Raw genomic sequence first — 25,573 nt, 5'->3', positions numbered from 1 at the left:
ATGTGTGGTATTGTTGGGGTTCTGGGCAATCACGAGGCCGCGCCCATCTTGGTCGAGGCGCTGAAACGGCTGGAATATCGCGGCTATGACAGCGCTGGAATTGCGACGATCAACGACACAGGCACATTGGATCGTCGCCGCGCGGTCGGCAAGCTGGTGAATTTGTCAGATATGTTAGTACACGATCCGTTGGCGGGAAAATCGGGCATTGGTCACACCCGTTGGGCCACCCATGGCGCGCCCAGCACTGCCAATGCGCACCCGCATCAGGCAGGTGCAGTAGCCGTAGTTCATAACGGCATCATCGAAAACTTCCGCGAACTTCGCACGAAGCTTGCAGCAGAAGGTATTGATTTTTCAACGGAAACCGATACTGAAACCGTTGCTCTTCTGGCTCAAAGCCATATCGCGCAGGGCAAACCCCCTAAAGACGCCGTCGCCGCCACACTTGACGAACTCGAAGGTGCCTTTGCCCTTTGTTTCCTGTTTCATGGGGAAGGCGACCTAATGATTGCCGCCCGCAAAGGCAGCCCCCTAGCCATCGGGCATGGCGACGGTGAGATGTTCGTCGGCTCTGACGCCATCGCGCTGGCCCCGATGACCGACCGCATCACCTATCTGGAAGAAGGCGACTGGGCCGTCATCACCCGTGACGGGGCCGAGATTTATGACGAGAAAGGCCGCCTTGCCAACCGCCCCGTGAAGCAGGTCCATCTTGACGCCGCCCGGATCGAGAAGGGCGGATACAAGCACTATATGGCGAAGGAAATCGCACAGCAGCCCTCGGTCGTGGGCGAGGTGTTGAATGCCTATCTGCGCGACGATCAGATCGTCATGGACTTGGGCGGCATCGACTTTGCGGATGTTGACCGCTTGTCCATCGTCGCCTGTGGCACCGCTTATTATGCCGGGCTGGTCGCGAAATACTGGTTCGAACGCTACGCCCGTCTGCCCATCGACATTGACGTGGCAAGCGAGTTTCGGTATCGCGAAGCGCCCTTTGCGCCCAAAACGCTGGGCGTCTTCGTCAGCCAATCCGGCGAAACCGCCGACACGCTGGCCGCCCTGCGGTATTCGGCGGGCAAGGTCGACAAGATCGTTAGCCTGATCAACGTTCCCGAAAGCTCAATCGCGCGCGAAAGCGACGTAGCGGTAGAAATTCATGCAGGGCCAGAGGTCTCGGTTGCGTCCACCAAGGCCTTCACCTGCCAGCTGACCTGCTTTGCCATCATGGCCCTGAAAGCCGCCCATGATCGCGGCCATCTGGACGACGCGGGTCTTGCTGCGCATCTGGCCGATCTGCGCCAATTGCCGGGATTGATGAGCCACGCTTTGACCATCGACACCGCCACGAAAAAGATCGCCGGGAAATTGGCCGAGGCACGCGATGTGCTGTTCCTGGGCCGCGGACAGATGTTTCCCCTGGCGCTTGAGGGAGCGCTTAAACTGAAAGAAATCAGCTATATACACGCCGAAGGTTATGCATCGGGTGAACTAAAGCACGGCCCGATTGCGCTGGTCGACAAGGCCACGCCGACCGTGGTCATGGCCCCACATGACGGGCTGTTCGACAAGACCGTATCCAATATGCAAGAGGTCATGGCGCGCGGTGGGCGCGTGGTGCTCGTGTCAGATGCACGCGCCGCGAAAGAGGCCGGCGACGGTGTTTGGCAATCCCTCGCCCTGCCCGAAGCGCCCGAACTGATACAGCCGATCCTTTACGCGATCCCGGCGCAGCTTCTCGCCTATCACACGGCGATTGCCAAAGGCACCGACGTGGACCAGCCGCGTAATCTGGCGAAATCGGTCACGGTCGAATGACACTGGACGAGGCGCTGGCGGCCCTGCGTACGCAGGTGGAAGACGGCCGCGCCGAAGGCATGGCCGCCTATCACAAGCAAACACGCGAGGTGCTGGGCATCCCCAACCCCGCGCTAAACGATCTGACCAAAACATGGCGACAGAACCTCTCGGTCGAGGACCGCGTGACACTGGCCGACCAGCTCTGGCAGACTGACATCTTTGAAGCCCGCATCGCGGCGGCCAAACTGCTGAGCCAAGCGCGCTTGCGCCCCGACGAGGCCGCTTGGGCCCTGATCCAAAACTGGGTGCCCGATTTTGACAGTTGGGCGATTGCCGATCACGTCTGCATGGCCGGTCAAAAGCGGCTGGTCGCCGACCCTGCGCGCATCGACACGGTCGAGGGTTGGACGAAATCTGACCACATGTGGACCCGCCGCGCCGCGCTGGTCATCACCCTGCCCTGGACCAAGCAAAACAACCCCAAGCCGGAAGACCTGGCCATTCGCGACCGGGTGCTTGGATGGGCGGGGGCGTATGTCGATGACCACGACTGGTTTATCCAAAAAGCTGTGGCGTGGTGGCTGCGTGATCTGTCCAAACACGACCCTGCCCGCACCCGCGATTTTCTGGAGGCCCACGGCGACAGGATGAAGGCGTTCGCCCGGAAGGAAGCGGGAAATCTCTTGGCCTAACGGCTGTCTCACCGCGCTGCTAGCGTTTTGGCTTCACAGCGAAGGACGCCACAAGACTGATCAACCCAATCACACCAAGAAAGTAGGTCATCGGCAGGAACGCGCTTTCTTGCAGGGTGCCATCGGGGTCGATGCCGCCAAAAAGCGCTTTCTCGGCGTACCAGAACGCAATCGCGAAGGTAATCGCGACAATCCCGAAGGTTCTGAGCAGATGTCTCATCGTGCCTCTTGTCGCTTTCCCAGATGGCTCTCGCCGATCAATCCTGCGGGGGCCGCAATTCGCGGCGCATGATCTTTCCAGTCGCGGTCATCGGCAGTTCGTCGACGAACTCGACCAGTCGGGGCGCGACATGGGGGCTGATGCGGTCGCGCACAAGCTGGACCAACTGATCCGCCATGCCGGTCTGGTCCACGCCGGGGCGCAGGACGACCACGGCCTTCACCGCCTCGGTGCGCAGTGGGTCGGGCACGCCGATCACTGCGGCCAAGATCACGTCGGGATGGGTCTGCAAGCAGTTCTCGATCTCGGACGGGCCGATACGATAACCGGCCGAGGTGATGACGTCGTCATCGCGGCTGGCGAAGGTGAAATACCCCTCCGCGTCGCGCACCGCCAGATCACCGGTGCGCATCCAGTTGCCGTCGAATTTCGCCGCCGTCTGCTCGGGCAGGTTCCAATAACGCAGGAACATCACCGGGTCGCCCGCGCGCACCGCAATCTCGCCCATCACGCCCGGCGGACATGGCTTGCCATCCTCATCCAGCACGGTCACATCATGGCCGGGAACGGGCTGGCCCATACTGCCGGGTTTGACTTTCATCGCGCCCGCGACCGAGGACAGGACAAGGTTACATTCGGTCTGGCCATAGAACTCGTTCACACGCACGCCCAGCACATCGCGCGCCCAGTCAAGCAGCCCCGCGCCAAGGCTTTCGCCCCCCGACCCGATCGAGCGGATATTGACCGCCGCAGTGGGGGCGTCGGATTGGCGCAGCAGTTTCAGGGCCGTGGGTGGCATAAACATATTGCGAATCTTGTGGGTTGCGATCAGGTCATAGGCCGCTTCGGCCTCGAACTTGCGCATGCGGTGGCTGACAATCGGAACGCCGAAATACAGAAATGGCAAGGCCAGATCCATCAGCCCGCCGATCCACGCCCAGTCGGCTGGAGTCCAGCCCTTGTCCTGCGCCTGCGGAAAATCCTCGTTAAAGGTCTCGACGCAGGGCAGATGGCCCAGCAAGAAGCGTTGCGCGTGCAACACGCCTTTGGGCGGACCAGTGGTGCCCGACGTATAGATCATCACCGCGGGGTCGTCGGCTGCGGTGCGCTCGGGGTCTGACAAGGGGGCAGCGGCCGAAATCTCGGCCCAGAACTCGCGCGCGCCTTGCGATGGAGCGGTCGCAAACACATCCTTCAAGTCGGGCAAGTCCGGCGCAAGTATCTGGACTTTCGAAAGGTTTTGCGCATCCGTCACCACAACCCGCGCGCCGCTATCGGACAGGCGATAAGCCAAAGCGTCGGCACCGAACAGCGTGAACAGCGGCAGCACGACCGCGCCCAGCTTATAGGCTGCAAAATGGGTGATCAGCGCTTCGGGCCCTTGCCCCAGAAGCACCGCGATCCGGTCGCCCTTGCACACGCCGCTGGCGCGAAACACCGCCGCCAGCCGGTCCGAGGCGTCTTTCAGCGCACCAAAGCTCCAATCGGTGCTGGTGCCATCTTCGGCCACATGGGTCAGCGCTACACGGGCGGGATCAAGCGCAGCCCAACTGTCGCAGCAGCGTTCAGCGATATTGAACTCGTCGGGGATATCCCAGGTAAACTGGTCCCGCATGTCAGCCCACGCACCCCAAGGCGCGACAAGCTTGCGCGACCGACCTTCGGCCAGCCAATCCGTGTCAGACAGTCGTGCCGTCACGACCCAAAGACAACCAGTTCATGCAGTCCCGAGATATCAAGATCCAGCAATTGCAGTGTGGACAGCGACACGCGGCTGCCACCCCCTGAACTGGGGCGCAGCGTCACCTTGACTGTGCGGCCGGTTGCCTTGGACTGGACGCGACCGCTGCTTTCGGACGAGACCAGTGATGTCTCAAGCCAAAAGCCCGGCGCGGTGGGGTCGCCAAGGCTGGCAACCGTGACGCCCAAAGACCCCGCCGCGGTGTTGGGTGGCGTCGTTGCGGCGGCCATTCGGTCATCGTCGGTGGCGGTGTCCAGTTCGTCCACCGTAATCGCATCGTCGCGCGGTGGCGGCGGCAGATTGCGGTCATAGCTGGGTTGAGATTGAAGGTGGGGTGGGCGGGGCATCAAGTTGTCCAGCCCCATGTCGGAACATCCGGCAAGGGCCACACAAATTGTCGGTATCACAATGAATTGTTTCATGAACTCAGCGTGGCGCAAATTGTCACAGCTTTCAACGACTGAATTTGTCGACCCATGCCTTGCGCGCCCGACCGCTCGCCCTTACCTTCGGGGTATGAATACGCCGCAACTTGTTGACCCGTTCATGCGGGCTGTCACCTATTTGCGCCTGTCCGTGACGGACCGGTGCGATTTCCGCTGCACCTATTGCATGGCCGAAAACATGACCTTCCTGCCGAAGAAAGACCTGCTGACGCTGGAAGAACTGGACCGCATCTGCACCGCCTTCATCGGCCTTGGCGTGCGCAAGCTGCGCATCACCGGGGGCGAACCCCTGGTGCGCAAGGGAATCATGGGGTTCTTTCAGGGCATGGGCCGGCATCTGGACAGCGGCGCGCTGGACGAGTTGACGCTGACCACCAACGGTTCGCAACTGCACCGCTTCGCCGATGATCTGTATGCGGCGGGTGTGCGGCGGGTGAACATCTCGCTCGATACGTTGGACGAAGAGAAATTCGCCCGCATCACCCGTTGGGGCCGCCTGCCTCAGGTCATGCGCGGCATCGATGCGGCACTGGCGGCCGGGCTGAAGGTCAAGATCAACGCGGTTGCCTTGAAGGGCTTTAACGACAGCGAGTTGTTCGATCTTGTCGATTGGTGCGCCCAAAAGGGACTGGACCTGACCTTTATCGAGGTCATGCCGATGGGTGATATGGGCGAAGAAGATCGGCTGGACCAATACTGGCCGCTCTCCGACCTGCGCGCCCAACTGGCCAAGCGTCTGACGCTGACCGATCTGGACCTGTCCACCGGCGGCCCCGCGCGATATATGCGGGTCGAGGAAACCGGCCAGAAAATCGGTCTGATCACCCCGCTGACCCATAATTTCTGTGAAAGCTGCAATCGCGTGCGGATGAGCTGCACCGGCCAGTTCTACACCTGTCTGGGCCATGACGGCATGTCGGACCTGCGCGCGCCGCTGCGCGCATCCGAAAGCGATGCGGTGCTGATCGATGCCATTCATGCCGCCATCGGGCGCAAGCCCAAGGGGCATGATTTCGACTATTCCCGGCAAGGCGTGCAGGGCCAGACCATCCGCCATATGAACCACACGGGCGGCTGATCGCGCCCGGCGGCTCAGGTCGCCGGCATCCGCTGCTCAATGACTTCAACCCACCACGAACAGCCCTGCGGGATGATCTCGTCGTTGAAATTGTATTCGGGGTGGTGAACCATCGCCGTGTCGCCGTTGCCGACAAGGATGTAGGCGCCGGGGCGTTCTTCCAGCATGAAGGCGAAATCCTCGCCGCCCATGATCAGCGGGGCGTTGTCACAGCTTCCCGCAACCGTCGCGGCTGCATTCGCTGCGAACTTGGTTTCATCTTCGTGGTTCACCATCACAGGATAGTTGCGATCATAGCGCACGTCGACCAAGCCTCCGAACGTGGCCGCGATGCCGTTGCAAATCTCGTTCACCCGGCGTTCCGCCAGATCACGCAGCGCCGGCGACAGGGTGCGCACCGTCCCTTTTAGATGAACACCCTGCGGTATCACATTGAACGCGTTGGAACTTGTTTCCACAGACGTGATCGAAACAACAACCTGCAAGGTCGGATCGGCATTGCGCGAGGCAATCGTCTGCAATGCCTGCACGGCCTGTGCGGCCATCACCACCGGGTCAATCGTGTCATGCGGTTTCGCCGCATGTCCGCCGCGCCCTTCAAGCCGGATATCCAGCAGATCAGCGGCGGCAAAGAAAGGTCCGGGCCGGATTGCGAATGTGCCCGCATCGTGGCCCGGCCAGTTGTGCATGCCGTAAACCTCTTGAATGCCGAAGCGATCCATCAACCCATCTTCGCACATCACGCGGCCGCCCCCGCCGCCTTCTTCTGCAGGCTGAAATATCACCACGCAAGTGCCATCGAAGTTCCGGGTTTCCGCCAGATACTGCGCGGCGCCCAGCAGCATCGCGGTGTGTCCATCGTGGCCGCAAGCATGCATCTTGCCCGGCTGGGTCGAGGCATAATCCAGCCCTGTCGCCTCTTCAATCGGTAGCGCATCCATGTCCGCGCGCAGACCAATCACCCGCCCGGACGTATCAGCGCGCCCCTTGATCACGCCCACCACGCCGGTGCGCCCGATACCTTCCACCACCTTATCACAGCCGAAGGCGCGCAGTTTGTCAGCGACGATCCCCGCCGTGCGGTGGGTGTCGAACATCAGTTCGGGATGCGCATGAAAATCGCGACGCCATGCGGTGATGTCGTCTTTCAATTCGTGAAATCGGTTTTTGATAGGCACGTTCTGATCCTTGGCAGTGGGGCGCGTGCTATGCGCGTCATGCGGATCACCATGCGCCGATTAACCCGGCGGTTCAATGGGTGCGGCGCTGGTGAAAAAGAACGCCAGTTGGCCCGGCCCGCACCCAGCGCGGGCCAATCTTCATTCTGACAGACAAGAGCCCGCACAACATTCGTCCATCAAGACACATGATGGAAAAACGTTCTACGGCTGGTCTGATTTCGTCTGTATTATACCCTTGTCACAACGCAATCCGCACGCCAGATGGAACATATTCCCAAATGCGGAGACATGAAGATGTTTGAGACCCTTGGCTTTGAGACCCTGACCCCACGCACTGCCTCGATCCTGTTCGGATTGGGACTGGGCGCGGCTTTTGGTGTGCTGGCGGAAATCACACGCTTCTGCCTCAGGCGCGGCCTGATCGGGGGCGGTCAAGACAACCGGTCGGCCCTTGCGATCTGGTTAACGGCGCTGGCCGTGGCCGTCCTTGGCACGCAAGCTCTGGTGCACGCCGGATGGGTCGAGTTTTCGGCCCATCGCTTCCACGCCGCCAACCTGCCCTATCTGGCGATCATCGTCGGCGGGCTGCTGTTTGGCGTTGGTATGGTCATGACGCGCGGCTGCCTGTCGCGGCTAACGGTTCTGGGCGCGTCGGGCAATCTGCGCGCTCTGGTCGTCTTGTTTGTGGCCGCCTTGGCGGCGCTTGCGACGCTCAAGGGCTTGCTGGCCCCGGCCCGCGTGGCGCTTGAGGCGGTCGTGATCCCCGCCCCATCCCTGCCCCTCTGGACCGCCATTCTGCCGATGGCGCTGGCGGGTGTTCTGATCATCCGGTCGCGTCCCGGCGCGCGCATGCTGGTTCTGGCCGCCCTTCTGGGCGCGCTGATCCCGCTGGGCTGGCTGGCAACCGGGTTTGTGCTTCTGGATGAATTCGATCCGATCACGTTTGAAAGCATCTCGTTCACCGCACCTTTGGCGGACACGTTGTTCTGGACCGGTGCATCCTCGGCTATTGGCGCCAATTTCGGCACCGGCCTGATCGGCGGCGTGGTGCTGGGCGCGCTAGTGTCGGCCCTGATCGCGGGGCGCTTCCAGTGGCAAGGCTTTGAGGAACCAGCCCAGATGGGGCGTTACCTAGTTGGCGGCGCTTTGATGGGCTTTGGCGGCGTTCTGGCCGGGGGCTGCACGGTGGGCGCAGGCATCTCGGGCGTGGCGACGCTGTCGGTGGCTGCTGCTTTGGCACTGGCGACGATAGCGGCAGGGGCGTGGGTCGCAGGGCGCGTGGATGCGCGCCTCACTTCTCGATGGAATGGCGTATCCGACGCACGCCCAACCACACAAGGCCAACCACAGGCAGCGTAAGCGCAGCGGTCAGCATTCCCTTAGAGATACCCAGCATTTCGGTCAGCGGATAGGCCAGATAGCCCGCCAGCGAAACGGCGTAATAGCTGATCGCGACGACTGACAGCCCCTCGACCGTTTCCTGAAGGCGCAGCTGCATATCCGCGCGCCGGTTCATGCTGGCCAGAAGCGATTGGTTCTGCTTGGACCGCTGCACATCCACCCGCGTGCGAAGAAGATCGCCCGCACGCATCGCGCGCTGCGCCATCCCCGTCAACTGACGTTCGGCGCTTTTGATGGTGCGCATGGCGGGGTCATAGCGGCGCATCATGAATTCGCTCAAGGTCTGGCGATCCATGAAGCGTTCTTCGCGCAGAAAGGTGATACGCTGATGCACGATGGCCTCGTAAGCGGTCGTGGCGCTGAGCCGGAACGAGGTCGCAGCGGTCAGATCCTCAAGCTTAGACGAGATTTGAAGCAACTCGTCCAGCGTTGCCTCGGGGGCTTCATCGCCTTGTGACATGGCCCCGACCAGATGCGTCAGTTCTTTGTCCAGCAGGCCCAACTTCGCTTGCAGGTTGCGGGCTTGCGGCAGGCCCAACATAGACATCGCCTTATAGGTCTCGATCTCGCATAACCGCTGCACGATACGCCCGATGCGCCGTTCGCCGACACCCTTGCCGATGAAGGCGACGAAGCGCATATGGCCCGCCGGGTCGATGCGGAAATCACCGGCCACCAGCGCCGCGCGGTCCAAGACCCAGGTCGCCGCGACGCTTTCGGCGACGAACCAGTTGTTGATCGCGTCATTCATCTCAACCTCAGAGCCAGGCATGGTGTCGACACGAATATGGGCCGAGGTCACGCGCTTGCCCGGCGCCTGCCGCAGCCAATCGTCGGGAAACACATCAAAGGCCGCCGGATCGAATGCGCGCGAGCCGATGCCGTCGGCAAAAACGGTATAGGTCACGAATTCCGTGTGCTGTTCCCATTTCAAGTGATAGCGACCCATCGCCCCGAAATAGTGGTTTGCATCCGGGCTGGGATGGGGGGCGCCGAACCGGTCGAGCAGGTCCAACAGATGCGCGCGGTCGGCCTCGCGATCCCGGCTGGCCGCGTTATCGGGACGCTTCACCGCCAGAAACACCGCCGTTGTGGGCGCGGTCAACGCAGGCGACGGACGCGCGTGCAGCTCGTTTGCCAGCGCGTAACGCTGCGGGTGATCATCCAGTGAAAACATCTGTCCCCTTTCCTGCTGCGCCAAGGGGTAGCAGAGCGTGCATGTCTTGCAAACCCTTTATAACAAGGGCTTTTCGCAGCCTACCGTATGCTGCGGGATACCATGCGCGTCAGCCACCCACTGATAGGGCTGCAACGTGCCGGGTAAAATCTTCGCCCCGCTTTTCAAAATCGGGATACTGGTCGAAACTGGCGGCGGCAGGCGCCAGAAGCACGGTGTCACCGGGCTGGGCATCAACGGCGGCGCGCGCAACGGCTTGCTCCATCGTCTCGAATACCTCGTGCGGCACGTCACCCAGTTGCAGTGCAAAATCCCGCGCGGAATTGCCGATCAAATAAGCCTTGGTGACACCTGCCAGATCATCCGCCGACAGGCTTTCGATCCCGCCATCCTTACCCAGCCCCCCTGCAATCCAGCGAATATTCTTGAAGGCCGACAGGGCGGCGCGGGCACTGTCCACATTGGTGGCCTTGCTGTCATTGACGAAGGCAACCCCGTTCAGTTCCCGGACCAATTGCGAGCGGTGTGGCAGACCCTTGAAGGCATGAAACGCGGCCTCGATCTGTTTGGGGGCCAGCCCCAACGTGCGGCACGCCGCATAAGCGGCGCAGGCGTTCTGGTGATTATGTGTGCCCGGCAAGCCTTTGATCTTGCGCAGATCAATCGAACCGACCTGCCGCCCTTTGCGATATTCCGACAAAAACCCCTTGCGCGCAAAGACCTGCCAGCCCGACCCGGACAATTTGCGATCAACCGAAATACGGATCACGCGATCATCCGAAGGCCCTTCCGAGAGTTGCCCGGCCAGATACACGCCTTCGGGTTCGTCCACACCGATCACAGCGCGATCCGGGCCACCTTCGGCAAAAAGGCGTCTTTTAGCGGCGAAATAACCGCCCATGCCCCCGTGACGGTCCAAGTGGTCGGGCGACAGGTTGGTGAACACAGCGACATCCGGGGTCAGCGCCCGCGCAAGGTCGGTTTGATAGCTGGACAATTCCAATACCACGACCTCGCCATCATGAGCGGGGTCGATGTCGAGCGCGCCACGCCCGATATTGCCCGCCAATTGCGAGGGGCGCCCGGCTTCCTCCAACACATGATGGATCAGGGCCGAGGTCGTGGACTTCCCGTTCGACCCGGTGACCGCGATCACTTTGGGCATGGTGTCGAAGCTATCCCAGTCCGACCCGGCAAAGCTGCGGAAGAACAGGCCAATGTCGTTGTCGACCGGCACGCCCGCCTCCATCGCAGCGGCGATGATCTTGTTGGGGGTGGGATAGAGATGCGGAATGCCGGGGCTGACGATCAGGGCGGCGACGTCCTGCCAGGCATCTGCGCGGGTCAGGTCGTACACGATCAGGGCCTGGCCTTCAGCGCGGTCGCGGGCCTCACTGCTGTCGTCCCAGCAAAGCGCCTCGGCCCCGCCTTCTTCCAACGCATGAGCGGCGGCAAGGCCGGACCGGCCCAGTCCCAGCACTGCAACCTTTTGGCCGTCATAACCTTTGACCGGGATCATCCTTGCCTCCGAGTTCGTTTCATAATGGCTAGACCACAGCGCGTGGAAACAAAAGCCCCCGCTTGGGGTTCAGGAAAGGGGCGCTGCCCCTCGGCCCGCTTTGCAAGCGCGCCTCACCCCGGGATATTTCAGGCCAGAAGAAACGGGCGGTCAGCGCACTTTCAGTGTTGCCAGCCCGATCAGCGCGAGAATCAGCGAGATGATCCAGAAGCGGATGACGATCTGCGGTTCCTGCCAGCCCTTGTGTTCGAAATGGTGATGGATCGGCGCCATAAGGAACACGCGTCGCCCCGTGCGTTTGTAATAGAGCACTTGAATGATGACCGACAGCGCCTCGACCACGAAAAGGCCGCCGACGATGGCCAGCACGATCTCGTGTTTGGTGGCGACTGCGATGGCACCCAGCGCGCCACCCAAGGCAAGCGATCCGGTGTCGCCCATGAACACGGCGGCGGGCGGGGCGTTATACCAAAGGAAGCCGAGCCCCCCACCAATAAGCGCCGAGGTGAAGATGAACAGTTCGCCCGTGCCAGGCACATAGTGCACCTCTAGATACTCGGTGAAGTCGACGCGACCAACAGCATAGGCGATTACGCCCAGCGTGCCCGCAGCAATCATAACTGGCATAATCGCCAGTCCGTCCAGACCATCGGTCAGGTTCACCGCATTCGCCGCCCCCACGATCACGATCATCACAAAGGGAACGAAGAACAGACCCATGTTCAGGAGTGTGTTCTTGAAGAACGGCAGCGCCAGCTGAAATTGCAGTTCTTCGGGGTGAAAAATTGATGCAAGATACCCGGCAATTGCCGCGATCAACAGTCCCAGCGCCATGCGCAGCCTGCCCGACACTCCCGCAGTCGTCGCTTTCGAGACCTTGGCATAATCGTCAGCAAAACCAATCAGACCAAAGCCATAAGTGACAAACAGCGTGATCCAGATATAAGGGTTATCCAGCCGCGCCCACAAAAGGGTCGAGACCAGAAGCGCCGACAGGATCAGCAGACCGCCCATCGTCGGCGTGCCCTGCTTTTCCTTGTGGCTTTCCGGGCCATCGTCGCGGATCGGTTGCCCCTTGCCCTGCCTGCGGCGCAGGATGTTGATCAGGGGTTGGCCGAAGATGAAGCCGAAAATCAGGGCCGTGAAGAATGCGCCGCCCGCCCGGAAGGTGATATAGCGAAACAGGTTGAAAACATCGCCACCGTCCGAAAACTCGGTCAGCCAATACAACATGTGGTAGGTCCCTTTTTGGAATTATCGAAGCGATTGACCCATTTTTCGCAGGACGTCAACCGTCTGAGACACCAGAGATCCCTTTGAGCCCTTGACCAACACCACATCGCCCGCATCCACAATCCGGCGCAAGTGAGGGGCCATTTGGGCGGCATCTTCTACCCACACGCCCTGTTGATCACCCGCCAACCGCCCCCACAGGGCGTGCATCCGCGGCCCGACGCAATGAATCTGGTCGATGGCGGCAATGAACGGCAGGTCGGCCAGCCCCGCGTGAAGTGCCATTTCGTCGGGGCCAAGCTCCAGCATGTCGCCCAGGATTGCGATGCGGCGCCCCTTCTGGATAAGGCCGACACCATCCACAGGCGCCATCGCCCCAAGCACCTCGAGCGCGGCGGCAACCGAGGTGGGGTTAGCGTTGAACGCATCGTCGATCAGGGTCAGGGTCAGACCCTCGGCCGGGTCCAGGACCACGTCTTCGCGCGTGCCGCGACCGGCCGGCGGTTGCCATTGGTTGATCGTGCGGGCGGCCAGCGTTGCATCGGCCCCCAGCGCGCGCGCTCCGACGATTGCGGCTAGCGCGTTCATAGCAAAGTGCCGCCCCGGCGCGGTAATCTTGAACAGTTGTTCATCCCCGCCGATCATGGCCTTGCAAATCGTGGCCTCGGGGGTCAGCGTGACATGGGTTAGCCGGTGATTGTTGGCAGCGCCCTCGCCGAAACTTTGCAGATCAAAGCCGTTCGCAGCCAAAGCCAGCGCCGGCGAGGTGTCGAGGTCCCCATTGACGATGGCGGTCCCGTCCGGCTGTAACCCTTCAAAGATCGCGCCCTTCTCGCGTGCAATACCGGCAAGGTCGTCGAACGCCTCAAGATGCGCAGCGGCGACGGTCGTCACCAGTGCCACATCAGGCCGGGCCATGCGGGCCAGGGGGCCAATTTCACCGGGGTGATTCATACCGATCTCGATCACCGCGAAATCAGTGTCCTGCGGCATTCGGGCCAACGTCAGCGGCACGCCCCAGTGATTGTTATAACTCGCTTCGGCGGCATGGGTGCGGCCTTGTGGCGATAAGATTGCACGCAGCATTTCCTTGGTCGAGGTTTTGCCGACCGACCCCGTCACAGCGATGACGCGTGCCTGCGTGCGCGCCCGACCAGCCCGGCCAAGCGCCTCTAGCGCGGTCAGCACGTCGTCAACGATCAATAAGGGCGCATCGGGGGCCACCCCATCCGGAATGCGACTGACCATCGCCGCACCAGCACCTTTTTCAAACGCCGCGACGACAAAATCATGGCCATCACGGGCGTCTTTCAGCGCTACGAACAGATCATCGGGCTGGATGGTGCGGGTGTCGATGGACACGCCGTCCACCGCCCAATCGCCGCGCACCTGCCCACCGGTCGCGCGGGCTGCGTCGGTGGCGCGCCACAAGCTCATGCCAGCCGCCCGTCCAATGCGGCCACCGCGACCGAGGCTTGTTCGGCGTCGTCAAACGGCAGCACGGTTTCGCCCACGGTTTGCCCTGTTTCATGCCCTTTGCCGGCGATCAACAGCGCGTCGGCGGGGCCAAGCGCATCGACGCCGCGCAGGATCGCCTCGGCCCGGTCGCCGACATTCATGGCTTCGGGGCATCCCTCCATCACCATGGCGCGGATGGCGGCGGGGTCTTCGGTGCGCGGGTTGTCGTCCGTGACGAACACAACATCGGCATTCTCGGCCGCCGCCTGCCCCATCAGTTTGCGTTTCGTTGTATCGCGGTCTCCGCCAGCGCCGAACACAACGACGATCCGGCCCATCACATGCGGGCGCAGGGCGCGCAGGGCCGATTTCAACGCATCTGGCGTGTGGGAAAAATCGACGAACACCGCCGCGCCATTGTCGCGGGTTGCGGCATGCTGCATTCGGCCACGCACGGTTTCAAGGTCGTCGAATGTCTCGAACACCCGCGCGGGGTCGGCGCCGCACGCAATGGCCAGCCCAGCTGCCGCCAGCACGTTGTCGGCCTGAAACCCGCCAATCAGCCGCAGCTTTGCCGTGTGGGCGGTGCCGCTCCAAGAAAACATAACCTCTTGTCCGTTTGCATGAAAACGTTGCGCGGTCAGGCGCAGGTCGCATTTATCGCTCTGCCCCACGCGGATCAGATGCTGCCCACGCGCCTGCGCAATCGTCGCCATTTCGCCGCCTCTGGGGTCGTCCAGATTGATCACTGCCGTACCGTTTTCAGGCAGGACGCGCGCGAACAGCCCGGCCTTGGCCGCGAAGTATTCATCGAAACTTGCGTGATAATCCAAGTGGTCTTGGGTGAAATTGGTAAACGCCGCCGCTGACAAGCGCACACCGTCCAGACGGCGTTGGGCAAGCCCGTGGCTTGACGCCTCCATCGCTGCATGGGTCACACCCGCGCCTGCCATCTTGGCCAGCATATTGTGAAGGGTGATCGGCTCAGGCGTCGTGTGTTTCAGCGGCGCGGTATAGGCGCCTTCGACCCCCGTGGTGCCCAGATTGGCCGCCTCGATCCCCAGTAAAGTCCAGATCTGGCGAGTAAAACTGGCGACCGAAGTCTTGCCGTTGGTGCCGGTGACCGCCACCATGTTATCGGGCTGCGCGCCAAACCAAAGTGCCGCAGCATAGGCCAACGCCATGCGCGGGTCTTCGGTCACAACTAGGGCCGCGTCGGATGCCTCTAACTCGGTCTTGGCGATCTTGGCCCCTTCGGAGTCAGTCAGGATGGCGGCCGCCTTCATGCGAAGCGCATATTGGATGAATTCGCCGCCATGCATTCGCGACCCCGGAAGGGCGGCAAACAGATGGCCGGGCTTGACGTTGCGGCTGTCAACCGACAGGCCCGTGATGTCTGCCCTTTGGCCACCGCGGGCGCTTAGCCCCAGCTCCGCCAGGCTTTTCGTCGTCATCTCAGCGCCCATGATATTCCGTCCCTTGTGATCAGTTCGCCGCCAGTGTTACCCCACTTGCCGCAAAGGATTCAACGATCGGTTCGGGTTCGGGCTTCAACCCCAGTAACGGGGCCACCCGGCGCACGATTTCAGCGGCAACCGGCACTGCGGTCCACCCGGCGGTGCGGCGGGGTTTCGGGCCTGATGTCTCGACTGGTTCATCCAGCGTCACAACCAGCACGTATTTCGGCTTGTCAGCCGGAAACATGCTGGCGAATGTATTGATCACCTTGTCCTTGTAATACCCACCGCCTTGTTCTTTCGGCTTGTCAGCGGTGCCCGTCTTACCCGCCACTTTATATCCTGCCACCTCGCCAAAGGATGCGGTGCCTTCCGTCACCACCTTGCGCAGCATATCACGCGCCGCCGCAGCCGATGCAGCCGACATCACCCGCGGGCCGCGTGCCAGTCGGTGCTGTTTCAACACTGTGGGTTTCACGCCAAATCCGCCATTGGCAATCGCCGCATAGCCCGCCGCCAGATGCATCGGGGTCGAGGACAGCCCGTGCCCATAGGAAATCGTGACCGTGCTAAGCGTGCCCCAGCGCTTGGGCAGCAGGGGGGTCGAGCCGCGCGCCTCGACGATTTCGAACGGCGTGCGGTCGAACAGGCCAAGCGTGCGCAAGAATTCCTGCTGGCGTTCGGGGCCGATCTCAAGCGCCATGCGTCCAGTGCCCCGGTTCGAGGATTTCACGATGATATCGGCCACGCTGAGCTTGCCGTAATTCTTGCCCCTGAATTCACCGATCCGATAGCCGCCAATTTTCATCGGAACCCCGGTGTCAATGATTGTGTTTTCGTTGACCAGCCCCAGGTCCATCGCCTGAATGGCGGTGAAAATCTTGAAGGTCGATCCCAGTTCATAAACCCCCTGCACCGCGCGGTTGAACAAGGGGCTGTCAGATTGGTCGCCCTTGGTCAGCACCCGGGGACGCTTGTTGGGGTCGAAATCGGGCAGCGACACGACCGATATCACCTCGCCGGTATGCACATCCATCAGGATCGAGGCCGCGCCCTTGGCGTTCATCAGCTTCATCCCACCATAGAGCACGCGTTCAACCGCAGCCTGAATGGTCAGATCCAGCGAAAGCTCAAGCGGCTTGTCGCCATTGGCAGGGTCGCGCAGGTATTCGTCGAACTGTTTTTCGACGCCAGCCACGCCGATCACCTCGGCGGCGCTGACCCCTTCACGACCGAAACTTGCCCCGCCCAGAACATGTGCGGCCAGTTTGCCGTTGGGGTACAAGCGCATCTCGCGCGGGCCGAACAGAAGACCGGGCTCGCCGATATCGAACACGGCCTGCTTCTGCTCGGGGCTGAGTTTCTTCTTGATCCACAGGAATTTGCGCTTGCCGGTAAAGTCCTTGACCAGTCGCTCGCGTTTCAGGTCTGGGAAGATCTTGACCAGTTCATCCGCCGCACGCAGCGGATCGACCATCTGCGGGGGCTGCGCATACAACGCATGCGTCACAAGGTTGGTGGCAAGGATACGCCCCTGCCTGTCCACGATATCGGCGCGTGCGGTAGCGATGGATGCCCCCGGCGCATAGGCGCGCGGCTCGCGCGGATCAGTGGCCGACAGCGCGGCCATCCGTCCGCCAACCACAAGGAAGGCGCACAGGAACAAGCCCGCCAGCACCAAAAGTCGCCCCTCCGAGCGCAGGCGTGACCGGTCCCGGATTTCGTCGTGGCGGTGGAGCAGGTTCTCACGCTCGATCGCATCGGGATTTTCACCTTTGGCACGGGCGTCAAGAATGCGGGCAAGCGGGCGCAGTGGGACGCGGGTCATTGGTCAATCTCCCCAAAGACATCGAAGGTTTCGGTGATTTCCGGCATATCATCGGGGGGATAGGCCACCTGATCGACCCGCCCGAATTGCTCAGGCGCCAGCGGCAACAGGCCAAGACGCCCATAGTTCAGCTCGGCAAGATCGCGCAGCCGATCAGGGCGGTTCAGATAGGCCCATTCCGCGCGTAGGACGGCCAGTTGTTCCTGCATCTGGCCGATCTCGCGTTGCAACTGCTCGACCCGATCCAGCGAGGCCTGCGTTTTATAGTTCTCGGAATAAGCCCAGTAGGCCAACGCCATGACGACCAAGGCGGATGTGATGTAAAGCAAGCTGCGCATTATGATTTTTCCTTGAAAACAAGGGGTGGAAGGCCAAGTTTACGCCGGTCCGAGGGGCCAGCAGGCGCGTCAGTCCGGGTGGCCACGCGCAAGCGCGACGACCGGGCGCGCGGGTTTACGGCAAGCTCGTCCGCGTCGGGCGCGATGGCTTTGCGCGGGGTCAGCTTGAAGCGTGGCGTCTCTGCCGCCTCTTGCGGGGCATAGCGCGACCCGCCGCCGCCTTCAGACGCGCGGGATTGCAAGAATCGCTTCACCACGCGGTCCTCCATCGAATGGAAGGTGACGACCGCCAGCTTGCCGCCGGGCTTCAAGGCCCGTTCGGCGGCCTCCAGCCCGTCGATCAACTGCCCAAATTCGTCATTCACCGCGATGCGGATGGCCTGAAACGACCGGGTGGCCGGGTGGCTCTGGCCGGGCTTTGAGCGCGGCAGGCATTTCTCAACGACACCAGCCAGTTGCAGCGTCGTCTCAAACGGTGCCTCAGCCTTTGCCCTGACAATGGCCCGCGCAATTCGGCGCGAGGCGCGTTCTTCGCCATAGTGATACAGAATGTCAGCCAGCGCCTCTTCGTCCGCCTGATTGACGATATCGGCAGCGGTGGGGCCGGATTGGCTCATCCGCATATCCAGCGGCCCGTCGCGCATGAAGGAAAAGCCACGATCGGCCAGGTCAAGCTGCATCGAGCTGACGCCAAGATCCAGCACCACGCCGTCCAAGGGGCGGCCTGCCAGTTCGTCCATGTCGGAAAATGTGCCTTCGCGCAGTGTCAGCCGGTCGCCGTAGTCCGCCGCCCAGTCGGCAGCCATGTCGAACACCATCGGATCACGGTCGATGCCGCAGACCCAGTCGGCGCCCGCGTCTAACAATCCGCGCGTATACCCACCTGCCCCGAATGTGCCATCGACCCAGCCACCAGAAACAGGCGCGACCGCTTGCAAAAGCGGCCGTAGCAAAACTGGGATATGAGGGCGTTTTTCGGTGGCAGCCGGGTCGGTCATGTCAGCCATCCCTTTCGGGTTTCGGCGCCCCGCCCAGCAAGGTCAAGGGGTCGAAATCATCCGGTTGCGCGTCCAGCCACGCCTCGGCCTTGGCCATTTCGACGTTTTCGTACGTCTCGGGCTTCCAGATCTGGAATGTGTCGCCGGTGGCGATGAAGAAGGCTTCATTCTCAAGCCCAATCTTCTGGCGCAACTTCGCGGGCAGCACAAGGCGACCGGTGTCATCCACCGTTGTCGGCAGAGACTGACCGTTGAACATGCGTTCAAGCGAGCGGCGCTCGACCGAACCACGTGGCAGGTCGGCTATCTGTTCGTCAACCTCGTCGATAGCTTCGATCGTATAGCATTCAAGGAAATTGCGACGGTGATCGCCATACACAATGACAATGTTGGGGTTCAAACCATCGGTCCAGTCCGGGTCGCCAGCTTCTAGCACACGGCGAAACAGGGCTGGGATCGAAACCCTGCCCTTTGCGTCCACCTTGTGGCGGCTTTCACCTCTGAATCTGCGTGCCACTTTCGCGGCTCCTTCACTGTCCCGTTTTCCTGCCCCGATCTGTCGCCGGGGCTGAAATAGAAACGGCGGATTGAGCTGCTGCCACTGCCCAATCCGCCGCCTGTCCCGTTTCCGGGTGTCCAGCTGCGCGCGCCACCTGGGGGGATGTCTGCTCGCGTTCGCGCCGGATCTCTTTCTTGGGATGAAGCGGGTGCCTGTATGAAACCTGACTTGGGAGTGTCTGGAGGTCTTGGTGCCTCTTATGTCCCGTCCTCATCTTGTAATTAGGGATAGCTTGGGAATTCGTGGGACGCAATAGTTTTTTATGGGACAAGTTGGGCATATGTTGTTCAGAAGGGGTCTGGAAAACAACATATAGCGTCAATTTTGACCCCGCCGAAACGACACTTAGCAGAAAGTACGCCATCCAGACACCAAATGTAGTGCTGCATACGCAGCATAAAAAAATCCCTCGATTTCCCATATTTTGGGTTATCAGGGGCAAATATGTCGCAAACCGAGGGTATCCAGATCGAAAAAGATCGAATCTGGCCGCCTTTTTTGGAAAGATTCTACGTGTCGCCAGCCCAATCCCCATGAATTCCCATGAGGCGAAGCAAAAACGGCCCATGGTTTCCCACGGGCCGATCGCTACAGATGGTTCAGTTCACTCAGGCGATGCCGCGTGCCACCAAATCTCGGGCCAGCGCGGCATAGGCATCAGCCACCGGCCCCTCGCCCAATGCGGCGGGCCTGCCGCTGTCACCAGCCAGACGCACATCCAGAGACAGAGGAATTTCGCCAAGGAAGGGCGCGCCAAGCTCTGCGGCCTCTTCGCGAACACCGCCATGACCGAACAGATGCGCCTCGTGCCCGCATTGGGGGCAAACATAGGTCGACATATTCTCGACCAGACCAAGGATCGGCACCTTCACCTTGGCGAACATATCAATCGCCTTGCGCGCATCCAGAAGGGCCACATCTTGCGGCGTGGAGACGATGATCGCGCCGGTGATCTGGGATTTCTGCGCCAGCGTGAGCTGCACATCGCCCGTGCCCGGCGGCAGGTCAATGATCAGCACATCCAACGGCGCCCAGTCGACCTGGAACATCAACTGCTGCAATGCGCCCATCAACATCGGGCCACGCCACACCACCGCCTCACGGTCGGATTTCAGCATCAATCCGATGGACATCATCTTCACGCCATGCGCTTCGACTGGCGCAAGTTGTTCGCCATCGGATGAGGATGCGCGTTCGCTGGTGCCCATCATGCGCGGCTGGGATGGCCCCAGAATATCGGCATCCAGCAAGCCAACCTTGCGCCCCTGACGCGCCAGCGCGACGGCAAGGTTCGAACTGAGCGTCGACTTACCCACGCCGCCTTTGCCAGACGCGATGGCTATGACGTTCGTCACTCCTGGCACCGGCAGCGGCCCCGCCTGTGGCTTTGGATGGCCGCCGAACTTGAGGTTAGGCGGCTGCGGCGCGGCCTTAGAAGGACCATGCGCCGTCAGAATAACCGAGACACGCTCGACCCCGTTCAAGGCCGCCACAGCAGCCTCGGCGGCGCGGCGTTGGGGTTCCATGGTCGCGGCTTCCTCGGGCGTCGGCGCCTCGATCACGAAACTGACCGCCCCCTCATTTACCGTCAGCGCGCGCACCAAATCGCGCGAGGCAAGGTCGCCCCCGTCCGGCAATGCAATGGTGGACAAGGTGCCCATGATCTTTTCGCGCATATCTGACATTCGTGCCTCCTTCTGGGTTACGCATTACTTGGCAGCTTTCACGACAGGTGCAAGAGGCATCGAAATGCAAGGCAGACGGCAGGCCTGGTCAGACGTGCCCCAAGGTCAACCCAGACGACCCCAAATTGGCACTGCTGAAGCTAACCCAGCGTCAACCTATTTGCGGCATTAAATCATTATTTTTAAGGCATTTTTACGTATGCACCGGCTGCATATCGGGTTTGCCTTTGTGGGTATTGTGCATCTGCAGCATTCGGCCCATCTACTGCCTCAAGACGACGCTGTGAGCGCCAACACAAATACAGCGGCAACGGCCGCCCCGCCCGCAGGGATCTGTGGATGAGACGAAAGAGAGAATGAATATGACATACGCAAATGAAATCCTGTCCGCCCCGGCTGGAATCGTGGATCGCCTGAACGCCCGCTTTGCCGAGTTGAAAGAAAAACTGGCCCAACGCGCACAATATCGCGCAACCGTTCGCGAGCTGAGCCGTTTGTCAGATCGCGAGTTGTCTGACTTGGGTATCAGCCGCGTCTCGGTCAGTTTTGTGTCGCATATGGCAGTTTACGGAAAATAAGTTTCCTGGCCGCCACTTCCTCCTCCCTTGGTGGTGGCCTTGATTGGCGGCGGGGGCCGAACTCCTCCCCGGTCCCCGCTGCACGATCACATAAGTCCGGGCATAGAGCATCGGACACACAGTTTCGGACCTTCGTCCTCCTCCCATAGAAGGTCCGCGGGTCGCGGTGGCACCATCCTCCTCCCAGGTGTCACCGCACCCCCAAAGATCCGGTTTCCTCTACCTCCTCCCAGAGGCAAACCGATACGGCAACGGGTCTACCTCCTCCCAGACCCCGAGCCACCTGATGTCGGGCTCCTACCTCCTCCCGGGGGCCTGCCTCATCCAGGAACGGCGACGCCCACCTCCTCCCGGGCGTCGCCGTTTTTTTGTGGACGCAGGGGATGTCGCGTGCTTGGTGCTTCCCCGCATACCGGGTTTGCGCATTTATCGGTTGATTTTGCCGGATTTGGCGGGATAGCTCGTCCTATGAAGCCCAAAATCCTGACAACTTTGCGCGATTATGACCGCGAGCAATTCACAAGTGACCTGATCGCAGGTGTGACCGTGGCAATGGTTGCCCTGCCGCTAAGCCTCGCCATTGCCATCGCATCAGGCGCGGGGCCGGAAAAGGGGCTGGTGACGGCCATCGTTGCCGGGTTTCTGATTTCATTTCTTGGCGGCAGCCGGGTACAAATCGGCGGGCCAACCGGCGCATTCATCGTCGTGGTTTATGGCGTTATTGCCGATCACGGTTATGACGGGCTGGTGCTGGCGACACTGATGGCGGGGATCATCATGTTGGTCGCAGGCTATCTGCGCGCGGGTAATCTGGTGGCATATGTGCCCGAACCGGTCATCAACGGCTTCACCATCGGCATCGCGATCATCATCGCAGCCAGTCAGATCAAGGATCTGTTCGGCTTGTCCACTACCGAAGTCCCGGCCGAGTTCATCGCCAAGATGAGCACCCTCTGGGCGGCGCGCGGTAGCGTCAGCGGCGCGGCCTTGGCAATCGGGCTAACAACGATGGTGCTGATCGTTGCCTTGCGGCGGTTCGCACCGAAATTTCCAGGGCTGATCATCGCGGTTGGCGTTACGTCTGCGGCGGTCGCGCTGGTGGCCCTGCCGGTCGACACGATCTTTTCGCGCTTCGGTGCGCTGCCCAGCACCCTGCCCACCCCCACCCTTCCCGATATCAGCATCGCACGACTGACCGAGCTTTTGCCATCCGCCATTGTCATCGCCTTTCTGGCCAGCATCGAATCACTGCTATCGGCGATGGTGGCCGACCGGATGATCGGCGGTCAGCACAGGCCCAACGCCGAGGTTCTGGCGCAGGGCTTTGCCAATATCGGGTCTGCCTTATTCGGTGGCTTGCCCGCGACAGGCGCAATTGCGCGCACGGCGACAAATGTCCGCGCGGGCGGCAAGACGCCGGTTGCCGGGATCGTTCACGCGTTGACCATTCTGCTGGTCATGCTGCTGGCCGCCCCGCTGGCCGGATATCTTGCGATGCCTGCCTTGGCGGGGCTGTTGATCCTGACCGCATGGAACATGAGCGAGCCGCAGAAATGGCGCGGCTATCTACAAACGCGCGTGTCTGACCGTGTGCTGCTGTTGTTGACGCTGGTGCTGACGGTGTTTGCGGACCTGACCATCGCCATTGGCGTCGGTGTTTCGGTCGGGTTGGCGCTGCGCCTGCGCCGCCATGGCGCCGCGCCCGAGAAGGACTGGACCCCGCCGGACCGTTAACGCACCGCCTTAGAACGGCACGTCGCCCGCCTGCGCGGCAGGCACTATGAACTTGGAAACGACTTTCTTGGCACCCGCCTTGTCAAACTCGATATCCAGCTTGTCGCCTTCGATGCCCATCACCGTGCCATAGCCAAACTTGGTGTGGAATACCCGGTCACCCTGCGTGAAGGACGACACGGCCTCAAGATCAATCACCAGCCCGCGCGATTCGTTCGGGCTGGGCTTGCTACGCAACGCGCCCTGCGCCTGCATCCGCTTCCACCCTGGCGAGTTATAAGCGTCCACCCGGCTGGCTTTGTCCTCCAACGGTGACGCCCCAAAATCGCCCGCCGCACCGCCGTAGCCACCACCATAAAGCCCCGGCGCGGTCAGCACCTCGACATGGTCCGCGGGCAGTTCATCGACGAAGCGCGACGGAAGCTGGCTTTGCCACTGCCCATAAACCCGACGGTTGGCAGCAAACGAGATCGTGCAAATCTCCTCGGCCCGTGTGATGCCGACATAGGCCAGCCGGCGCTCTTCTTCGAGGCCCAAATTGACCAACCCGCTTCCGTTCCCCGTCTCTTTGACCTTGCCTTCATCCATCGAGCGTTGGGATGGAAACAGTCCGTCCTCCCACCCCGGCAAGAACACGGCGGGGTATTCCAACCCCTTTGCGCCGTGCAGCGTCATGATCGTGACTTTTTCTTCCGCATCGTCGGTGTCATTGTCCATGATCAGGCTGATATGCTCCAAAAATCCTTGCAGGTTTTCGAAACTTTCCAGTGCTTTGACCAGTTCCTTGAGGTTTTCCAGCCGCCCCGGCGCTTCGGGTGTTTTGTCGTTCAGCCACATGTCGGTGTAGCCGGATTCCTCCAAGATTACTTCAGCCATTTCGACATGGGTGTCAGCCTCGGCGCGCAGTTGCGCGTGCCAGCGATCCAGCCCCATGACCAGTTCGGCCAGCCCCTTGCCACCCTTGCCTTTGATCGCGCCCGTGTCCACCGCTATCCGCGCGCCTTCAACGAGGGACACGCCGTTTTGGCGCGCGAGCCCCTGAATGGTCTGCACCGCCTTGTCGCCCAGCCCCCGGCGGGGCGTATTCACGATGCGCTCAAACGCCAGATCGTCATCCTGAGACACCGCCAGCCGGAAATAGGCCATCGCGTCGCGAATTTCCAAACGCTCGTAAAAGCGCGGGCCGCCGATGACGCGATACGGCAGACCGATGGTCAAGAACCGATCTTCGAACGCGCGCATCTGGTGGGAGGCGCGGACAAGAATCGCCATATCATCCAGCGACATCGGTGCCCTGCCCCGCGTGCCCGATTGCATCGCCTCGATTTCCTCACCGACCCAGCGGGCTTCTTCATCGCCGTCCCAATGGCCGATCAGGCGGACCTTTTCGCCGCCCTCAGCCGCGGTCCACAATTCCTTGCCCAGTCGATCCTCGTTGCCAGCAATTACGCCAGACGCGGCGGCAAGGATATGCGCGGTCGAGCGGTAGTTCTGTTCCAGCCGCACCACCTTCGCGCCCGGAAAATCCTTTTCAAACCGTAAGATATTGCCCACTTCTGCCCCGCGCCAGCCATAGATCGACTGGTCGTCATCGCCTACGCAACAGATGTTTTTGTGACCGGCGGCCAGCAGGCGCAGCCACAGGTATTGGGCCACGTTGGTATCTTGGTATTCGTCCACAAGGATGTAGCGAAACCAGCTTTGGTATTGCTTCAGGATGTCGTCGTGTTTCTGAAAAATCGTGACCATGTGCATCAGCAGGTCGCCAAAATCACATGCGTTCAGTGTCTTCAGCCGCGCCTGATATTGCGCGTAAAGCTCAGGGCCGCGACCGTTGAATGCGTTGGCCTCGGACGCCGGCAGCACCTCGGGCGTCCATGCGCGGTTTTTCCAATTGTCGATCACGCCAGCGAGCAACCGCGCGGGCCAGCGTTTTTCGTCGATATTGTTGGCGGCAATCAGTTGTTTCATCAGCCGGATCTGGTCGTCTGTGTCCAGAATGGTGAAGTTCGTTTTCAACCCCACAAGCTCCGCATGACGACGCAGAAGCTTCACGCAGATCGAATGGAACGTGCCCATCCACGGCATCCCCTCAACCGTCTGGCCCAACAGGCTGGCGACACGCTCTTTCATCTCGCGCGCGGCCTTGTTGGTGAAGGTCACGGCGAGGATCTCGTTCGTCCGCGCCTGCCCGGTGTTCAGAAGATGCGCGATGCGGGTGGTCAGGGCCTTGGTCTTGCCGGTGCCCGCACCCGCCAGCATCAGGACTGGGCCGTTCAACACCTCGACCGCCTCGCGTTGCGCAGGGTTCAGCCCATCAAGGTAAGGCATCGGGCGCGCCGCCATCGCCTGCGCTGACAGGCTGGGGCGGGCGGCGGCCTCGAATGCGTCGTTTTCGTCGAATTCACTCATGGGGGTTCTTTATCAACGGGGGATGCGGGTGGGAA

21 protein-coding genes are annotated in these 25,573 nt (G+C 61.4%); 6 read left to right on the top strand and 15 right to left on the bottom strand.

What is annotated here, in order from left to right; all coding sequences use genetic code 11:
* Window positions 1-1,821, top strand: coding sequence for a glutamine--fructose-6-phosphate transaminase (isomerizing) (gene glmS, locus MN186_RS00725; RefSeq protein WP_242110891.1), 1,821 nt, complete (start codon window positions 1-3; stop codon window positions 1,819-1,821).
* Complete coding sequence (locus MN186_RS00720) at window positions 1,818-2,495, top strand: DNA alkylation repair protein (protein WP_242110889.1); 678 nt, start codon at window positions 1,818-1,820, stop codon at window positions 2,493-2,495. The genes glmS and MN186_RS00720 overlap by 4 nt, the downstream gene beginning before the upstream one ends.
* 19 nt (window positions 2,496-2,514) lie before the next feature.
* Here MN186_RS00720 and MN186_RS00715 read toward each other — a convergent pair whose 3' ends face one another.
* From MN186_RS00715 to MN186_RS00705, 3 genes are read right to left on the bottom strand one after another with little or no spacing between them, the layout of a single operon-like run.
* Window positions 2,515-2,715, bottom strand: a complete 201-nt coding sequence (locus MN186_RS00715; RefSeq protein ID WP_242110888.1) for a DUF3955 domain-containing protein — start codon at window positions 2,713-2,715, stop codon at window positions 2,515-2,517.
* Window positions 2,716-2,752: 37 nt separating this feature from the next.
* A complete protein-coding gene (locus MN186_RS00710) occupies window positions 2,753-4,414 on the bottom strand; it encodes an AMP-binding protein (RefSeq protein ID WP_338024977.1) in 1,662 nt (553 codons plus the stop codon).
* Window positions 4,411-4,878, bottom strand: coding sequence for a D-galactarate dehydratase (locus MN186_RS00705; RefSeq protein WP_242110887.1), 468 nt, complete (start codon window positions 4,876-4,878; stop codon window positions 4,411-4,413). The genes MN186_RS00710 and MN186_RS00705 overlap by 4 nt, the downstream gene beginning before the upstream one ends.
* Window positions 4,879-4,972: 94 nt before the next feature.
* Here MN186_RS00705 and moaA point away from each other — a divergent pair, with 94 nt between their 5' ends.
* On the top strand, window positions 4,973-5,980 hold the full coding sequence (moaA, locus tag MN186_RS00700; RefSeq protein ID WP_242110886.1) for a GTP 3',8-cyclase MoaA: 1,008 nt from the start codon (window positions 4,973-4,975) through the stop codon (window positions 5,978-5,980).
* A gap of 14 nt (window positions 5,981-5,994) precedes the next feature.
* Here moaA and MN186_RS00695 read toward each other — a convergent pair whose 3' ends face one another.
* Window positions 5,995-7,158 (bottom strand): M20 aminoacylase family protein, encoded by a 1,164-nt coding sequence (locus tag MN186_RS00695; protein WP_242110885.1) that lies wholly within the window; start codon window positions 7,156-7,158, stop codon window positions 5,995-5,997.
* 297 nt (window positions 7,159-7,455) lie between these two features.
* On the opposite strand from MN186_RS00695, the gene MN186_RS00690 reads away from it, so the two are divergent.
* Entirely contained in the window at window positions 7,456-8,520 is a 1,065-nt protein-coding gene (locus tag MN186_RS00690) for a YeeE/YedE family protein (protein ID WP_242111194.1), read from the top strand.
* Here the strand turns inward: MN186_RS00690 and MN186_RS00685 are convergent.
* The 10 genes from MN186_RS00685 to MN186_RS00640 form a co-directional block, all read right to left on the bottom strand.
* Window positions 8,453-9,739: a DUF3422 family protein gene (locus MN186_RS00685; protein WP_242110884.1), complete on the bottom strand. Its 1,287-nt coding sequence runs from the start codon at window positions 9,737-9,739 to the stop codon at window positions 8,453-8,455. The genes MN186_RS00690 and MN186_RS00685 overlap by 68 nt on opposite strands.
* A 109-nt stretch (window positions 9,740-9,848) precedes the next feature.
* A complete protein-coding gene (gene murD, locus MN186_RS00680) occupies window positions 9,849-11,258 on the bottom strand; it encodes a UDP-N-acetylmuramoyl-L-alanine--D-glutamate ligase (RefSeq protein WP_242110883.1) in 1,410 nt (469 codons plus the stop codon).
* A 150-nt stretch (window positions 11,259-11,408) separates the two neighbouring features.
* Window positions 11,409-12,491, bottom strand: coding sequence for a phospho-N-acetylmuramoyl-pentapeptide-transferase (gene mraY, locus MN186_RS00675; RefSeq protein WP_242110882.1), 1,083 nt, complete (start codon window positions 12,489-12,491; stop codon window positions 11,409-11,411).
* 21 nt (window positions 12,492-12,512) lie between these two features.
* Window positions 12,513-13,928 (bottom strand): UDP-N-acetylmuramoyl-tripeptide--D-alanyl-D-alanine ligase, encoded by a 1,416-nt coding sequence (locus tag MN186_RS00670; protein ID WP_242110881.1) that lies wholly within the window; start codon window positions 13,926-13,928, stop codon window positions 12,513-12,515.
* Entirely contained in the window at window positions 13,925-15,403 is a 1,479-nt protein-coding gene (locus MN186_RS00665) for a UDP-N-acetylmuramoyl-L-alanyl-D-glutamate--2,6-diaminopimelate ligase (protein WP_242110880.1), read from the bottom strand. The genes MN186_RS00670 and MN186_RS00665 overlap by 4 nt, the downstream gene beginning before the upstream one ends.
* 31 nt (window positions 15,404-15,434) lie before the next feature.
* The gene (locus tag MN186_RS00660) at window positions 15,435-17,234 is read right to left on the bottom strand and encodes a peptidoglycan D,D-transpeptidase FtsI family protein (RefSeq protein WP_242110879.1); all 1,800 of its coding nucleotides are present in this window, start codon (window positions 17,232-17,234) and stop codon (window positions 15,435-15,437) included.
* Window positions 17,231-17,572 (bottom strand): cell division protein FtsL, encoded by a 342-nt coding sequence (ftsL, locus tag MN186_RS00655; protein WP_242110878.1) that lies wholly within the window; start codon window positions 17,570-17,572, stop codon window positions 17,231-17,233. The genes MN186_RS00660 and ftsL overlap by 4 nt, the downstream gene beginning before the upstream one ends.
* Window positions 17,572-18,570, bottom strand: coding sequence for a 16S rRNA (cytosine(1402)-N(4))-methyltransferase RsmH (gene rsmH / locus MN186_RS00650; RefSeq protein WP_420838877.1), 999 nt, complete (start codon window positions 18,568-18,570; stop codon window positions 17,572-17,574). Before rsmH ends, ftsL begins: the two co-directional genes overlap by 1 nt.
* A 1-nt stretch (window position 18,571) precedes the next feature.
* A complete protein-coding gene (mraZ, locus tag MN186_RS00645) occupies window positions 18,572-19,087 on the bottom strand; it encodes a division/cell wall cluster transcriptional repressor MraZ (protein WP_242110876.1) in 516 nt (171 codons plus the stop codon).
* 650 nt (window positions 19,088-19,737) lie between these two features.
* Entirely contained in the window at window positions 19,738-20,814 is a 1,077-nt protein-coding gene (locus tag MN186_RS00640; RefSeq protein WP_242110875.1) for an Mrp/NBP35 family ATP-binding protein, read from the bottom strand.
* A 362-nt stretch (window positions 20,815-21,176) separates the two neighbouring features.
* Between MN186_RS00640 and MN186_RS00635 the strand changes: the two genes are divergently transcribed.
* A complete protein-coding gene (locus MN186_RS00635; protein ID WP_242110874.1) occupies window positions 21,177-21,392 on the top strand; it encodes a DUF1127 domain-containing protein in 216 nt (71 codons plus the stop codon).
* A gap of 468 nt (window positions 21,393-21,860) precedes the next feature.
* Window positions 21,861-23,126, top strand: a complete 1,266-nt coding sequence (locus tag MN186_RS00630) for a SulP family inorganic anion transporter (RefSeq protein WP_242110873.1) — start codon at window positions 21,861-21,863, stop codon at window positions 23,124-23,126.
* A gap of 9 nt (window positions 23,127-23,135) precedes the next feature.
* On the opposite strand, the gene MN186_RS00625 is transcribed toward MN186_RS00630, so the two are convergent.
* A complete protein-coding gene (locus MN186_RS00625) occupies window positions 23,136-25,538 on the bottom strand; it encodes an ATP-dependent helicase (protein ID WP_242110872.1) in 2,403 nt (800 codons plus the stop codon).
* Between the last annotated feature and the right edge of the window lie 35 nt (window positions 25,539-25,573).

This window comes from Aliiroseovarius sediminis (assembly GCF_022678485.1).
GTDB lineage: Bacteria > Pseudomonadota > Alphaproteobacteria > Rhodobacterales > Rhodobacteraceae > Aliiroseovarius > Aliiroseovarius sediminis.
Note: the sequence above shows the minus strand (reverse complement) of the source record. Positions and strands in the feature narration are given on the sequence as shown.

Bases quoted from the DNA above. Each gene is read 5' to 3' on its own strand.
- MN186_RS00715 (WP_242110888.1), bottom strand. From the start codon at position 2,715: ATGAGACATCTGCTCAGAACCTTCGGGATTGTCGCGATTACCTTCGCG.
- MN186_RS00640 (WP_242110875.1), bottom strand. From the start codon at position 20,814: ATGTCAGATATGCGCGAAAAGATCATGGGCACCTTGTCCACCATTGCA.
- rsmH (WP_420838877.1), bottom strand. From the start codon at position 18,570: ATGACCGACCCGGCTGCCACCGAAAAACGCCCTCATATCCCAGTTTTG.
- MN186_RS00635 (WP_242110874.1), top strand. From the start codon at position 21,177: ATGACATACGCAAATGAAATCCTGTCCGCCCCGGCTGGAATCGTGGAT.
- MN186_RS00625 (WP_242110872.1), bottom strand. From the start codon at position 25,538: ATGAGTGAATTCGACGAAAACGACGCATTCGAGGCCGCCGCCCGCCCC.
- MN186_RS00660 (WP_242110879.1), bottom strand. From the start codon at position 17,234: ATGACCCGCGTCCCACTGCGCCCGCTTGCCCGCATTCTTGACGCCCGT.
- MN186_RS00670 (WP_242110881.1), bottom strand. From the start codon at position 13,928: ATGAGCTTGTGGCGCGCCACCGACGCAGCCCGCGCGACCGGTGGGCAG.
- glmS (WP_242110891.1), top strand. From the start codon at position 1: ATGTGTGGTATTGTTGGGGTTCTGGGCAATCACGAGGCCGCGCCCATC.
- MN186_RS00665 (WP_242110880.1), bottom strand. From the start codon at position 15,403: ATGACGACGAAAAGCCTGGCGGAGCTGGGGCTAAGCGCCCGCGGTGGC.
- MN186_RS00720 (WP_242110889.1), top strand. From the start codon at position 1,818: ATGACACTGGACGAGGCGCTGGCGGCCCTGCGTACGCAGGTGGAAGAC.
- ftsL (WP_242110878.1), bottom strand. From the start codon at position 17,572: ATGCGCAGCTTGCTTTACATCACATCCGCCTTGGTCGTCATGGCGTTG.
- moaA (WP_242110886.1), top strand. From the start codon at position 4,973: ATGAATACGCCGCAACTTGTTGACCCGTTCATGCGGGCTGTCACCTAT.
- MN186_RS00690 (WP_242111194.1), top strand. From the start codon at position 7,456: ATGTTTGAGACCCTTGGCTTTGAGACCCTGACCCCACGCACTGCCTCG.
- murD (WP_242110883.1), bottom strand. From the start codon at position 11,258: ATGATCCCGGTCAAAGGTTATGACGGCCAAAAGGTTGCAGTGCTGGGA.
- MN186_RS00685 (WP_242110884.1), bottom strand. From the start codon at position 9,739: ATGTTTTCACTGGATGATCACCCGCAGCGTTACGCGCTGGCAAACGAG.
- MN186_RS00705 (WP_242110887.1), bottom strand. From the start codon at position 4,878: ATGAAACAATTCATTGTGATACCGACAATTTGTGTGGCCCTTGCCGGA.
- MN186_RS00630 (WP_242110873.1), top strand. From the start codon at position 21,861: ATGAAGCCCAAAATCCTGACAACTTTGCGCGATTATGACCGCGAGCAA.
- mraY (WP_242110882.1), bottom strand. From the start codon at position 12,491: ATGTTGTATTGGCTGACCGAGTTTTCGGACGGTGGCGATGTTTTCAAC.